Here is a 13,383-nt window from a genome sequence, read left to right as displayed (position 1 = left end):
CGTATCTCGTGAGGGACGCTTCGACAGGCTCAGCGACCCCGCTTTCGCCGCACCCGCAACTGGGTCCCTGAGCCTGTCGAAGGGCCCCGACGAACGTTTAGCCGTCGGCCCGCACCAGGCTTCCCGTCTCGGCATCCGTCGGGCCGAAGAGTGTGAGGGCGACCTCGGGCCCGTCGACGATCGCGCCATCCGACGTCGTGAGCCACGGGACGACGCCCTCGGGGCAGCTCGCCTCCGTGCTCGACGTGAACTCCAGGCCGATCGTTCCCCCGTTCGGCCCGACCCACGTTCCGGAGTGCGAGTTGCATCCGTCGAAGGCGACCAGCGTGCCGTCAGCGCTGAGCGTCAACGTGACCGCCGCGTCGTCGGGCGACACCCACTCGCCCAGGAAGTGTTCGGATGCCGCGGCGGACGACGGTGTCGGCGAGGCCGGGGCGCTCGATGTCGTGGGAGCCGGGTCGGTGGCCGTGCATGCGACCAGGGTGGTGAGGGCGACGAGTCCCAGCGTCATCCCGACCCCGTGTCGCATTCGTCGCGTTCGCTGGCTCATCGGCATCCTCTCCTGCCTCGAAGCCTCCCAGGCCATCCCGAGGCACACAAGCCCTGCGGTGCCGCGCCCCGCAGCGGAGGAGATCTCGCGCAACGCAGGATCGAATCCAGCGGATGCTCCTGCGGAACGCGAGATCTCCTCCGCTGTGTGCGGCCCTTCGTCTCGCTCCGCTCGCTCAGGGACCGGCTGTACCTCCCGGTTCCTGAGCGAGGAGCGCAGCGAGACTGACGAACCGGTTCCTGAGCGAGGAGCGCAGCGACGAGACGAAGGGCGCCACCCCGCGGATGCCCGTGGCTCAAAGCGCCACATGGAGACCACAGGTGTATGCGTCCGAGACATAGGCCCGTGCCTCCCGCCCTGACAGGCTGATCCCTGGCCGGCGTCAGCGGAGACGCCGCGGAAAGGGAACCCCATGACCTCGGCATCCACCGCCCGGCGCGACGCGCCTCCCGCGGAGCGCTCGCAGATCCGCACGATCGTCGCATCGAGCGTCGTCGGCACGACCGTCGAGTGGTTCGACTTCTTCGCCTACTCGACGGCGGCGGCGCTGATCCTCAACAGCCTCTTCTTCCCCGACTACGACCCGCTCGTCGGCACGATCCTGGCGTTCGGCGGTATCGCTGTCGGGTACTTCGGCCGCCCGCTCGGGTCGATCGTGTTCGGGCACTTCGGCGATCGCATCGGACGCAAGCGGATGCTCGTCATCTCGCTCGTCCTCATGGGTGTCGCCACCTTCCTCATCGGTCTCCTGCCGACCTACACCGCGATCGGGGTCGCCGCCCCGATCCTGTTGATGGTGCTGCGTTTCGTGCAGGGCTTCGCTCTCGGCGGCGAGTGGGGCGGTGCGGTCCTGCTCGTCGTCGAGCACGCCGAGCCGCGTCGTCGCGCGTTCCTCGGCAGCTTCCCGCAGGTGGGACTCGCGCTGGGGCTGACGCTGTCGACCTTGGTGTTCCTGCCGCTGGTCGCGCTCCCCGGCGACGCCTTCCAGGCGTGGGGCTGGCGGGTGCCGTTCCTCATCAGCGCGGTGCTGGTGCTGGTGGGCCTGTTCATCCGTCTGAAGATCAGTGAGACCCCCGAGTTCGAGAAGATGCGCGATGCCGGTAAGGCCGCCCGCGTGCCGCTCTGGGAGACCCTCAAGACCCACCCGGGCCAGGTCGTCTTCGCGGCCCTCAGCTTCGCCGTCATCGGTGCGGTCTTCTACATGCTGTTCACGTTCAGCCTCACCTACGGCACCCAGTTCGTCGGGCACACGCAGCCCGAGATGCTCACGATCGCGACGATCTGCTCGCTGCTGGCGCTGGTCGGACTCCCGCTCGCCGGGTGGCTCGCCGACCGCTTCGGCGTCGCGAAGGTCTTCGCCTCCGGCACGATCCTCTCGGTGCTCCTCGCGTTCCCGGCGTTCTGGCTGATCGACACCGGCAGCCTCGCCGCCGCATACGTCGCCTACATCGCGACGACGATCGGCTTCTGCGCGACCTACGGCACCCTCGGCGTGCTCTACGCACAGGCGTTCGACGTGCGCATCCGCTACACGGGCATGTCGCTCGCGCTCGGCATCGGCACGATCGTGGGCTCGGCGTTCGTGCCGATCATCTACCTCGAGCTGCTCGACGTGTTCGGCGGCTCGTGGGCGATCGCCCTCTACATGGTCGTCGCGGGCATCGTCACCCTCGTCTCGGTCACCCTGCTCCACCGCCTCTCGCGCCGTGCCGCCGCTCCCGCCCCGGAAGGATCCTCTCGATGATCGATGACGCCACCCGCGCCCTGCTCGCCGGACTCGGAGGAGTGGATGCCGCTCCCGGCTCACTCGCGGGGGTGGTGGTGGTCGACGTCACACGCGTCGTCGCCGGGCCCTACTGCTCGATGATCCTGGCCGACCTGGGCGCGACGGTCATCAAGGTCGAGAACCCCGGCGACCCCGACTACACGCGCACCTTCCCGCCGATGCTGCCGCGCGAGGATGCGGAGCCGCTGAGCGGATTCTTCGCGCAGTACAACCGCAACAAGCTGGGCGTCACGCTGAACCTGAAGAGCCCGGGTGCCGCCGAGGTGCTCGACCGGCTCGTCGAGCGCGCCGACGTGCTCGTCGAGAACTTCCGCCCCGGCACGATGGACCGTCTCGGGCACGGCTACGAGCGTCTGCGTCGGGTGAACCCGAAGCTCGTGTACGCGGCGCTCAGCGGCTACGGCCAGTCGGGTCCGTACCGGCTGCGCCCCGCCTACGACAACAGCGCGCAGGCCACCGGCGGATTGTGGTCGATGAACGGTGAGGCCGGTGGCCCGCCCACCCGTGTGGGCACGATCATCGGCGACCTCGCCGCCAGCCTCTACGGCGTGATCGGGGTGCTCGCGGCGCTCCGGCACGCCGAGCAGACGGGCGAGGGGCAGCTCGTCGACATCTCGCAGCAGGACTCCGTCCTCACTCTCACCGAGAACGCCGTCGTGTCCTACACGGTCGACGGTGTCGTGCCGAAGCCCCTCGGCAACCAGCATCCGTTCGTGCGCCCCTACGAGCTGTTCCCGTGCGCCGACGGCTTCGTGTTCTTCGGCGGGTACACCGACAAGTTCTGGCGCATCTCGTGCGAGACGTTCGGCAGTCCGGCCGACTGGGACGACAACCCCGACCTGCACAGCATGGCCGCCCGCTTCGATGCCGAGGTCTACCAGGAGAGGGTCAAGCCGATGGTGGTGCGCTGGTTCGCCGACCGCACCAAGGCCGAGCTCGAGGCGCTCGCCGGAGACCTCGTGCCGCTGAGCGCGGTGAAGGACATCGGCGAGGTCGTCGAGGATCCGCAGATCGCCGCGCGCGGAATGATCGTCGACAACGACTACCCGGGCCACGGGTCGCTGCGCACCTTCGGGTCGCCGGTGAAGCTCGATCGCACTCCCGCGCAGACCGCGGGGCTCGCGCCCGACATGGGTGAGCACACCGATCGGGTGCTGGGAGAGTTCCTCGGCTACTCGGCCGACGAGGTCGCCGCGCTGCGCACGGGAGGCACGATCTGATGGGCATCCGTCTCGACCGCACGGATGGCATCGGCGTCATCACGATCGACCGCCCCGAGAAGCTCAACGCACTGACGCTCGCGATGTACGACGAACTCGGCGCCGCGTTCGCGGAGGTGCAGGGCGACCCGCGCATCGGCGTCGCGGTGCTGACGGGGGCGGGGGAGCGCGCGTTCTGCGTCGGCGCCGATCTGGGCGAATCGATCCCGGCGCTCACCGAGGAGCGCTTCGACATCAGCGAGTGGGATGCCGCGCACCAGAAGCACTCGACGCTCGAGAAGCCGGTGGTCGCCGCGATCAACGGTCTCTGCCTCGGCGGCGGGTTCGAGATCATGCTGTCGACCGACATCCGTCTCGCCTCCGCCGATGCGCAGTTCGCGCTGCCCGAGACCGGTGTCGGCGTCGTGCCGGCCGGGGGCACGCTCGTGCGGCTCATCCGGCAGATCCCCTACGCGTTCGCGATGGACCTCATGCTGCGCGGCGACCGCATCGACGCCGAGACCGCGCTGCGGTACGGGCTCGTGAACCGGGTGGTCGAGGCATCCGCTCTGCACGACGAAGCGATCGCCGTCGCCGAGCAGCTGCTCACGAAGAGCGCCACAGCGCTCGCGACCGTGAAGCGGGCCGTGCGTGCGCTCGCCGACCTGCCCGAGTCGGAGGCGTTCCGCCTCGAGGCGGTGCTGGGGCAGCAGGCGTTCGCGAGCGACGACGCCCGCGAGGGCCTCGCCGCCTTCGCCGAGCGCCGCCCCCCGCGGTTCCCGTCGCGGGGCGCATGACTGGTCCCTGAGCCCGTCGAAGGGTCCTTTCGCGTGACTGGGTCCCTGAGCCTGTCGAAGGGTCCCACGGCGTCGAAACCCCTCACGCCCGACGTCGCGGAGGGTGGGTCTCGACGCGATCGGTGGGTCTCGACGGGATCCGCGATCCTCCGGCGGCATCGCGCAGATACCCGGCGGAAACCGGGCCCGTGGGAAGGTGGGGGTGAGAGGAGCCTCATGGCCGAGAACACCGCGTCCGCGCTCGTGCGCGAGGTCGTCGCGGCCGCGCGTGCCGAGCCGGGGGAGCGGATGCTCGCGCTCACGCAGTTGCTCACCGAGGCGGATGCCGCGGCATCCGATGTCGAGGAGATCCTCGCCGCGGTGCAGGAGTCGCAGCAGCAGACCGCGCGGCTGCGGAGGCGCACCGTCGAACTCGAGGCGCTCTTCTCGACCGCGCGCGAACTCGTGCGACTGCAGGACGTGACCGACGTGCTGCGCCGCCTCGTTCAGCGCGCGCACGAACTCATGGGTACCGACGTCACGTACCTCTCGGAGGTCGACAACGCGCAGGGCGATCTGCGCGTGCGGTATTCGGCGGGCACGGTGACCCCGGAGTTCCGCGACCTGCTCGTGCCCGCCGGGTACGGCCTCGCGAGCCTGGTCGCCGACTCCCGCGAACCGGTCTGGGTGCGCGAGTACACGCGCATGGCGGATGCTCCGCACGACCCCTCCATCGACGATGCGGTCGCGCGCGAGGGACTCGTCTCGTTCCTCGGCGTGCCGCTGGCCGTCGGCGACGAGGTGCTCGGAGCGCTGTTCGCCTGCAACCGGTTCGCCCACGACTTCACGCCTGACCAGGTGCTGCTGCTCTCGGCGTTCGCCGATCATGCCGCCGCCGTGCTGCACAGCGCGCGCGTGCTGGCCGAGAGCGCGGCTGCCCGCGCCCGCGCCGAAGAGGCGTACGCCGAGCTCGAGCGCCACCTCGCCGCGACGCAGATCGTCGGCGGCATCCATGAAGAGCTCACCGCCGCCGTCGTCTCGGGCGCGACCCTGATCGATCTCGTCGCGACGGTGTCGGATCGCCTCGGGCGGCGCGTGCGCGCGGTCGACGAGACGGGGCTTCCCCTCGATGCGGGAGCGGATGCCCGTGCGGGCCTGCCGCGCCGCAGGCCCCTCGCCGATGCGATCCGGGAGAGCCGGGCGAGCGGGCATGCGGTCGCGGTGGTCGACGGGGAGCGCCGGTGGCTGGTGGTCGCGATCCTCGGTGCCGACCGGGTGCTCGGTGCGATGGTCGCCGATGACGAGGACGCCGTGCCCGACGACGTCGCCCGCCCCACGCTCGAGCGCGCCGCGCAGGTCGCCGCCCTCGTCTCCTTCAAACGCGATGCCGTCTCGGCGATCCGCGCCGAACGCCGTGCACGCGTGCTCGGTGCGGTGCTCGACGGTTCGGCCGAGGCATCCGTTCTCTCCGCCGAGGTCGTGCACCCGCTCGTGGGCGCGGCGGCGATCGATGTGCGCGGACGCGAGGGTGCGCTGACGGTGGCCGCGGATGCCGTCGGCGACCACGGCCTCGTCACGGTGCGCGAACACGGGCTCGTGGTCGCGTGGACGGCATCCGTCGGGGCTGGGGCCGGGGCTGGGGCCGGGGCTGGCGGGGCCGGTCTCGTGGCCGCGACCGAGCAGGTGCGGCGGATCCTCGCCGAGCGGCTCGACGATCCGTCGGTCACCGCGGTCGTCGGCGCGACGGTCGACGGGGTGCCGGCGCTGCGCGCGTCGGTCGAGCGTGCGGTGCGCGATCTGCGGTTCCTGGGACCGCTCGGGGTGTCGGGGGCGACCGTGCGGTCGGACGACTTCGCGCCGTATCACGTGCTCTCGTCGGGGGAGCCGGAGGCTGCGGCCCGGTTCGTCGACGGGGTGCTCGGGCCGGTGCGCGCGTGGGACGAACGGCGGGGCACGGCTCTCGTCGACACCCTCGTCGCGTACTTCGACGCGGGGGAGAGCCGCCAGGGTGCCGCGACCGCGCTGCGCGTGCACACGAACACGGTGCAGCAGCGGCTCGACCGGATCTGGACGCTGCTCGACGGCGACCCCGCGGATGCCGAGTACCGGTTCCGCCTGCAGGCCGCCGTGCGACTCGAGCGCCTCCGGCGGGAGTTGCTCGGGGGCTGACCCTCGTTGTGAGTTGTCCCGGTTGGGCGGAATCCACCATCATATGGGAGCGGTGCCACAAGGCTTCGCAAAATCGAGGGAGACGATCCGTTGGGCTACGCGCAAGTATCGGGACTGAATCACCTCAACGATCAGATCAACATCATGGCGCTCGTCGGAAACGGGTTCGACATCCAGATCCTGCGCGAGTACGAGCAGACGACGACGACGCGCTATGCGGATTTTTATCACTTCATGAAGATGAAGAACGTCGATGATGGAAATTTGATCGTCGGCGAGATGGAATCGGCTCTGAAGAAGGGGCGTGAGAACTGGAGCGACATCGAGGAATGCATCGCCAGCCTCGAAGCCGCTCGTGAGCCGATTGCAGAGATTCGGCGGTCTCTCGATGAGGTTCGCGAACACTTCTCCGAGTTCCTCAACATGGTGGTGAGTACATCGCTTCTCGCCGAAGTGAGTTCGGACGCGCAATCGAATCGCTGGGGCCGAGCGTCCCTCTCCAAGTTCTTGAAGGACATCGAGAGCAGAGAGGACTTGGAGAGGATTCCGTTCGGCCTGAAGAAGGCGAACTACGACCTCTACAACTTCTACTTCGTGAATTTCAACTACACCTCGCTCCTGGACAACTACCTCTATATGGATTCGGAGCAGTTCGACCCCGTGCCGTACTCGACGGTGGATACGAACTTCACTTTCGAGGCGGACCCTCGCGGGCTAGCGCTCGACAAGTGGGACTACGCGTCATCGAGCTACGTCGAGATGCAGGTCGCGCACCCTCATGGCTATCAGGACATTCCTCGCTCGCTTCTCTTCGGAACGAACGGCGACGGTGATCCTCGGAGCCCTGGCGCTAAGTTGGCGAAGACGTACTGGGCACGAGTGGAGCAGCGTTATGCGCACCTCTTCGATGACACGAGCTTGTTCATCGTCTTCGGATGCTCGCTGGGCAAGACCGACGAGTGGTGGTGGAAGAACATCGCGGATGCGCTGCTCAAGGATGAGAAGCGGGCGTTGCTCCTCTACTGGTGGAACGCAGATAGTAGTTCCAAGCTTGCTGAGGATGACGTGAGAAGGAAGTTCCTGAAAGCTGCGGGTCTCAAGAGAGCGGAGCGCGACGCGATCTCCGAGCAGATCGTCGTTATCAGCTACGCAGACTCCGACGATCGGACCTGGCTCAACTCTCGCCGCTAGCGTCTTCCTTTCGGCTCGGGATGATCGCTGAGGCGGAGTTCTCGCCGTTGGGCGGACGAATGTCGAAGATTCGTCCGCCCAACACGGAGTTCTCCGCCCAACACGTTGGCCTGTCGCAAGAAGGGCGCCGACCCTAGCCCACTCGCCCTCGCAACTCACCCGTGTGACGCAATCTGACGCACGGTGTCGCCCTGTGTAGCCCGGGGCGACCGGCATCCGCGGGCCTGGATAGCGTCGGAAGCCCGTGCCGACCCGAGAGGACCCATCGTGGCATCCGGAATCCCCCGTCGCCTCGGCGCTGCCGTCGCAGCAGCCGTCGTCACCGCTCTGACCCTGACCGCCTGCGCCTCGGCCGCCCCCGAGTCCTCGGGTGAGAACGGCGAGCCCGTCACCGGCGGCGACCTCGTCGTCGCGGCTCGCTCCGAACCGCCGCAGCTCAACCCGCTCGTCGACCAGATGGGCGGCGCGCACGTGCTGACCCCGGTCGTCGACTCCCTCGTGTGGGACAACGGCGACGGCACCTACGGCACGTGGCTCGCGACCGACTGGGAGGTGTCCGACGACGCCCGCGTGTACACGTTCACGCTGCGCGACGACGTGACCTTCCACGACGGCACCCCGTTCGACGCCGAGGCCGTGAAGGTCAACTTCGACTACGTCGCCGACCCGGCCAACAAGTCCACGGGTTCGGTCGCGAAGCTGGGCCCGACGGCCGAGGTGCTCGACGAGTACACCGTGCGCATCACGCTCGAGCAGCCGGAGTCGAGCTTCCTCACGCTGATCGCCGCCCCGTACTTCGGCATCGTGTCGCCGACACAGCTGCTCGACGACCCGGACTCGCTCGCGTCGACCGTGGTCGGTACCGGTCCGTTCGTCTTCGACGAGTGGGTCAAGGGCCAGAGCATCAGTTACGTGCGCAACGACGACTACGACTGGGGCCCCGAGGGCACCCACGAGGGCGCCGCGTACCTCGACAAGATCACCTACCGCTTCCTGCCCGAGGACCAGACGCGCTACAACGCGCTGCTCACGGGCGAAGCCGACATCGTCGACTACATCGCTCCCGAGTACGCCGAAGAGGTCACGGCCGACGACCGCTACGAGTCCGACGAGTTCCTGCTGCCGGGCGTCGGGTTCACGCTGCACCTGAACACGCGCACCGCGCCGTTCGACGACGTGAACGTGCGCCGTGCGCTGCTCACCGGCATCGACCGCGAGGCGATCGTCAAGAGCGCGACGTTCGGCGCGTACCCCGTGCAGGAGTACCTGGCGACCACGACGCCCGACTACAAGACCGACCTCGAGAACGTCATCGAGTTCGACGCGGATGCCGCGGGCGCATTGCTCGACGAGGCCGGCTGGACGGGAACGGATGCCGACGGCTACCGCACCAAGGACGGCGAGCGCCTGAGCACCACGGTGCCCTACGCCGACAACGACCAGCTCGCCCAGCGCACGCTGGAGCAGGTGCAGATCGACGCGAAGGAGCTCGGCTTCGAGCTCGTGCTGCAGCCGGTTCCGGCGGCGGACTTCTCGCAGCGCCTGTACACCGGCGAGTACGGCATCATGCCGTCGTTCCAGTCGGAGGCGACCGGCATGCAGCTGTGGCGCCTGTACGGCGGCGACAACGTGTCGGACGGTTCGTCGATCGGCTCGAACGCGTCGTTCCTGGCGGATGCCGAGCTCGACGGCATCCTGGCCCAGGCGCGCGCCAGCGCCGACCCGGCCGCCCGCGCCGACTTCTACGGCCAGGCGCAGGAGCTGCTGCCCTCACTCGCCCCGTCGATCCCGCTGTACTCGCGGGCCCGCGTGGTGGCCTGGCAGCCGAACGTGCACGGCGTCGCGTGGGACTACGCGTGGCCGCAGCCGTACCTGTTCGACGCCTGGAAGAACTGAGTCTCGCGGGGTGACCGCCCTGGGATGCTTCGACAGGCTCAGCAACCCAGGGCGGTCGCTCTCCCTGAGCCTGTCGAAGGGTCCCGCCCCGGTACTGGGTCCCTGAGCTTGTCGAAGGGTCCCGCCCCGAGACGCACACGGAGGAGGAACGACATGAGCACGGTCTGGCGAGTACTGCGCCGTCTCGGCGTGAGCCTGATCACGCTGTGGGGTGCGGCGACCCTCACGTTCTTCGCGCTGCGGCTCGTGCCGGTCGACCCGGCGTTCGCGATCCTCGGCGCCGGTCAGCAGCAGGTCGACATCAGCCCCGAGGTTCTCGCCGTCGTGCGGCAGGAGTACCACCTCGACGAGCCGCTGATCGTGCAGTACTTCCTCTACCTCGGTCGTCTGCTGCGCGGAGACCTCGGCATGTCGTACGTGCAGGAGCAACCGGTCGCCCCGCTGCTCGCCGCGCAGGCGGGTCCGACGATCGCCCTGGCGCTCGTCGCGATCGTGCTCGCCGTCGTGATCTCGCTCACCGGCGGTGTGCTGACCGCCGGTCGCCGCCTGCCCAGCTGGATCTCCTCGGGCGTCGAACTCGTGCTCGCGTCGACCCCGGTGTTCTGGCTCGGCTTCGTGCTGATGCTCGTGTTCGCCGTGTGGCTGCGCGCGCTCCCCATCCTCGACAGCGGTGATCTGCGCTCGCTCGTCCTCCCCGCCCTCACCCTCGCGCTGCCGACGGCCGCCCTGCTGCTGCAGGTGCTGCGGCAGTCGCTCGACGATGCGCTCGAGCAGCCCTTCATCCTCTCGGCCCGTGCGCGCGGTCTCGGGTCGCTCGCCGTGACCGTGCGGCACGCGCTCCGTCACGCCGCGGTGCCGTACCTGACCATGCTCGGGTTCTCGTTCGGGGCCCTGCTCGGTGGCGCCGCGATCACCGAGACCCTGTTCAGCCGTCCGGGGCTCGGGCGGCTGCTCGTCGACTCGGTGGCCTCGCAGGACATCCCGGTCGTGATCGGCGTCGTGCTCGTCGGCACCGCCGTGTTCATCCTCGTGAACACGCTCGTCGACCTGTCGTACGCGCTCGTCGATCCGCGGGTGCGCGACGCCGACCGCGTGATCGCCCCGTCGAAGGACGACGACGCCGCTGCGGCATCCGAACCTACGGACGCCGACCGAACGGAGGCCACCGCATGAGCGGGGGAGTCGTCGCCGAGGCCGTCACCGCCCGGCAGCACGTGCGCTGGCGCGGCTGGGTGCGCCTGGCCGCAGACATCGGCACACTGCTGTGCGCGCTGGTGCTGGTGCTGTTCGTGCTCGCCGCGCTGTGGCCGCAGCTGCTCACCGGGCAGGACCCGCTCGCCGCCGACCGGGCGTTGATCCTCGCGCCTCCGGGGCCGGGGCATCCGCTCGGCACCGACGAGATCGGACGCGACGTCTACGCCCGCATCGTCTTCGGTGCGCGCAGCTCGCTCGTGCTCGGGTTCGGTGCCGTCGTCATCTCGCTCTTCTTCGGAACGATCCTCGGCCTCGTCGCCGGGCTGTCGAACCGGGTGATCTCGACCGTGACGCTGCGGCTCACCGACATCGGAGCGGCGTTCCCCGAGCTCGTGCTCGCGATCCTCATCCTGGCGCTCTTCGGCGGAGGGCTCGCCACCGCCACCATCGCGATCGGCATCGCCGGCATCCCTTACTACGTGCGCGTCGTGCGCGGGGAGACGCTGCGCGTGCGCACCTCGACCTTCATCGAGGCCTCCCGAGGCATGGGGCTGTCGCGCGCCCGCGTGCTCGGGCGACACCTGCTGCCGAACGCCGTGCGCCCGGTCGTCGTGATCGCCACGATCGGCCTCGGCGGTGCGACGCTCGCCGGCGCCGCCCTGTCGTTCCTCGGTCTCGGCAGCCCGCCGCCCACTCCCGAATGGGGTTCGATGCTCTCGAACGCGCGCAACTTCCTCACGCTGGGGTGGTGGGCCGCGGTGTTCCCCGGTCTCGCGATCACCCTCTTCGTCATCAGCACGACCGTGCTCGGTCGTCGCCTGCAGGCACGTCTGGAGGGTCGCGGATGAACGCGCTGATCCGGGTCGAGGGCCTGACCGTGTCGTTCGGAGGTCGCACGGCCGTCGAGGGCGTCGGTTTCGAGATCGGCCCGGGCGAGTGCGTCGCGCTGGTCGGCGAGTCGGGATCGGGCAAGTCCGTCAGCGCGCGCAGCCTGCTCGGACTCGTCGGCGCGGGATCCCGGGTGGATGCCGCGGTGCTCGAGATCGACGGCGTCGACGCGCGGCGGTTCTCCGAACGCCGCTGGCGCCGCATCCGTGGCCGCCGCATCGGGTACATCCTGCAGGATGCCCTGTCGTCGCTCGACCCGCTGCGCACGGCGGGCAAGGAGGTGCGCGAGGCGATCGCCGCGACCGGCGGGCCGCGTGGACGGGCCGGCCGCGAACGTGCGCTCGAACTGCTGCGCCGCACTCACGTGCCCGATCCCGAGACGCGCATCGACGAGCGTCCGGCGCAGCTCTCCGGCGGTCAGCGCCAGCGCGCGCTCATCGCCACCGCGCTCGCCGGAGACCCCGCCGTGCTCATCGCCGACGAGCCGACGACCGCGCTCGACGTGTCGGTGCAGAAGCAGATCCTCGCCCTGTTCAGCGAGCTCAAGCAGCAGGGCATCGCGCTGCTGCTCATCAGTCACGACCTCGCCGTGGTGTCGCAGCTCGCCGACCGCGTACTGGTGCTGCAGGGCGGCGCCGTGGTCGAGAAGGGCGAGACCGCCGACGTGCTCTCGAATCCCGAGCATCCGTACACCCGCTCCCTCATCGACGCGGCCCCGCGGTTCGACAGCGGCCCCGCCCCGCACGACTTCGGAGATTCGACCGGACACGCCGGAGCCCAGCATCCGACCACCGGGGTGTCGCCCCAGATCTCCGAAGATGTGCAGGCAGTGGAGGCGTCCGGGGCATCCGACGTCGTCCTCGCCGCCGAGCACGTGAGCAAGACCTTCCGCCTGCCGGGTGGCGCGACGCGCCCCGCGGTGAAGGACGTCTCGATCGCCGTGCGCCGCGGGCGGTCGCTCGGCGTCGTGGGCGAATCCGGGTCGGGCAAGACGACCGTCGCGCGCATCCTCGCCGGGTTCGAGACCGCGGATGCCGGCACCGTGCGCCGTGCGAGCGACGACCCGCGCGACGTGCAGTTCGTCTACCAGGATCCGGGGTCGTCCTTCGACCCGCGCTGGACCGCGGGACGCCTTCTCGACGAGGCGATCGGGCTGCGGCATCCGTCGCTGTCGCGCACGGAGCGCGGTGCGCGCGTGCGGGACTGGCTCGAGCGTGTCGGACTCCCGGCGGACTTCGCCGACCGGCGGCCCTCGTCGCTGTCGGGCGGTCAGCGTCAGCGGCTCGGCATCGCCCGGGCGCTCGCCGTGGAGCCCGCGGTGGTCGTGCTCGACGAGCCGGTGTCGGCGCTCGACGTGGCGGTGCAGAAGCAGATCCTCGAGCTCATCGCGCGTCTGCAGGCCGAGACCGGTGTCGGATACCTCTTCATCTCGCACGATCTCGGTGTGATCCAGAAGGTCTGCGACGAGGTCGTGGTGCTGCAGGGCGGCGTGGTGCGCGAGCAGGGTCTCACCTCGCAGGTGCTGCGTGCCCCGGCCGACGCGTACACGCGCCTGCTGATCGACGCGGTTCCTTCGCTCCCCGCCGTCTGAGGCGCAGTCTGACGCGCAGCCTGCCCGCAGTCTGACCCACCGCTTCGGGAGGAGATCTCGGCGTGGGGAGGAGAAATCCCTCCTGTTTCTCCTCCTGAGACGGAGATCTCCTCCCGAAGCGCGCCTCGCGAAACCGAGCGTCG

Annotated in this window: 10 protein-coding genes; 9 read left to right on the top strand and 1 reads right to left on the bottom strand. The window is 69.6% G+C overall.

The window, feature by feature from the left end:
• Positions 1 to 97: 97 nt before the first annotated feature.
• The gene (locus ACZ5Y9_RS00300) at positions 98 to 511 is read right to left on the bottom strand and encodes an META domain-containing protein (RefSeq protein ID WP_464471947.1); all 414 of its coding nucleotides are present in this window, start codon (positions 509 to 511) and stop codon (positions 98 to 100) included.
• Between the two features lie 451 nt (positions 512 to 962).
• Between ACZ5Y9_RS00300 and ACZ5Y9_RS00295 the strand changes: the two genes are divergently transcribed.
• From ACZ5Y9_RS00295 to ACZ5Y9_RS00255, 9 genes are all read left to right on the top strand, one after another.
• Complete coding sequence (locus ACZ5Y9_RS00295; protein WP_464471946.1) at positions 963 to 2,294, top strand: MFS transporter; 1,332 nt, start codon at positions 963 to 965, stop codon at positions 2,292 to 2,294.
• Positions 2,291 to 3,556 carry a CaiB/BaiF CoA transferase family protein gene (locus ACZ5Y9_RS00290; protein WP_464471945.1) on the top strand — a complete coding sequence of 422 codons (1,266 nt, stop codon included), beginning with the start codon at positions 2,291 to 2,293 and terminating at the stop codon, positions 3,554 to 3,556. The genes ACZ5Y9_RS00295 and ACZ5Y9_RS00290 overlap by 4 nt, the downstream gene beginning before the upstream one ends.
• Positions 3,556 to 4,332 (top strand): enoyl-CoA hydratase/isomerase family protein, encoded by a 777-nt coding sequence (locus ACZ5Y9_RS00285; RefSeq protein WP_247957090.1) that lies wholly within the window; start codon positions 3,556 to 3,558, stop codon positions 4,330 to 4,332. Before ACZ5Y9_RS00290 ends, ACZ5Y9_RS00285 begins: the two co-directional genes overlap by 1 nt.
• A 216-nt stretch (positions 4,333 to 4,548) precedes the next feature.
• Positions 4,549 to 6,480 carry a helix-turn-helix domain-containing protein gene (locus ACZ5Y9_RS00280; protein WP_464471944.1) on the top strand — a complete coding sequence of 644 codons (1,932 nt, stop codon included), beginning with the start codon at positions 4,549 to 4,551 and terminating at the stop codon, positions 6,478 to 6,480.
• A 144-nt stretch (positions 6,481 to 6,624) separates the two neighbouring features.
• Positions 6,625 to 7,671, top strand: a complete 1,047-nt coding sequence (locus tag ACZ5Y9_RS00275) for an AbiH family protein (protein WP_464471943.1) — start codon at positions 6,625 to 6,627, stop codon at positions 7,669 to 7,671.
• A 267-nt stretch (positions 7,672 to 7,938) separates the two neighbouring features.
• Entirely contained in the window at positions 7,939 to 9,567 is a 1,629-nt protein-coding gene (locus ACZ5Y9_RS00270; RefSeq protein WP_464471942.1) for an ABC transporter substrate-binding protein, read from the top strand.
• Positions 9,568 to 9,720: 153 nt separating this feature from the next.
• A complete protein-coding gene (locus tag ACZ5Y9_RS00265) occupies positions 9,721 to 10,740 on the top strand; it encodes an ABC transporter permease (RefSeq protein WP_464471941.1) in 1,020 nt (339 codons plus the stop codon).
• Positions 10,737 to 11,609: an ABC transporter permease gene (locus ACZ5Y9_RS00260; RefSeq protein ID WP_247624301.1), complete on the top strand. Its 873-nt coding sequence runs from the start codon at positions 10,737 to 10,739 to the stop codon at positions 11,607 to 11,609. Before ACZ5Y9_RS00265 ends, ACZ5Y9_RS00260 begins: the two co-directional genes overlap by 4 nt.
• Positions 11,606 to 13,240 (top strand): ATP-binding cassette domain-containing protein, encoded by a 1,635-nt coding sequence (locus ACZ5Y9_RS00255; RefSeq protein WP_464471940.1) that lies wholly within the window; start codon positions 11,606 to 11,608, stop codon positions 13,238 to 13,240. Before ACZ5Y9_RS00260 ends, ACZ5Y9_RS00255 begins: the two co-directional genes overlap by 4 nt.
• Positions 13,241 to 13,383 lie beyond the last annotated feature (143 nt).

It is taken from the genome of Microbacterium sp. T3-8, assembly GCF_055398145.1.
Note: the sequence above shows the minus strand (reverse complement) of the source record. Positions and strands in the feature narration are given on the sequence as shown.

Coding starts and splice junctions, on each gene's coding strand:
- ACZ5Y9_RS00275 (WP_464471943.1), top strand. CDS start 6,625: ATGGCGCTCGTCGGAAACGGGTTCGACATCCAGATCCTGCGCGAGTAC.
- ACZ5Y9_RS00280 (WP_464471944.1), top strand. CDS start 4,549: ATGGCCGAGAACACCGCGTCCGCGCTCGTGCGCGAGGTCGTCGCGGCC.
- ACZ5Y9_RS00260 (WP_247624301.1), top strand. CDS start 10,737: ATGAGCGGGGGAGTCGTCGCCGAGGCCGTCACCGCCCGGCAGCACGTG.
- ACZ5Y9_RS00265 (WP_464471941.1), top strand. CDS start 9,721: ATGAGCACGGTCTGGCGAGTACTGCGCCGTCTCGGCGTGAGCCTGATC.
- ACZ5Y9_RS00285 (WP_247957090.1), top strand. CDS start 3,556: ATGGGCATCCGTCTCGACCGCACGGATGGCATCGGCGTCATCACGATC.
- ACZ5Y9_RS00290 (WP_464471945.1), top strand. CDS start 2,291: ATGATCGATGACGCCACCCGCGCCCTGCTCGCCGGACTCGGAGGAGTG.
- ACZ5Y9_RS00300 (WP_464471947.1), bottom strand. CDS start 511: ATGACGCTGGGACTCGTCGCCCTCACCACCCTGGTCGCATGCACGGCC.
- ACZ5Y9_RS00255 (WP_464471940.1), top strand. CDS start 11,606: ATGAACGCGCTGATCCGGGTCGAGGGCCTGACCGTGTCGTTCGGAGGT.
- ACZ5Y9_RS00295 (WP_464471946.1), top strand. CDS start 963: ATGACCTCGGCATCCACCGCCCGGCGCGACGCGCCTCCCGCGGAGCGC.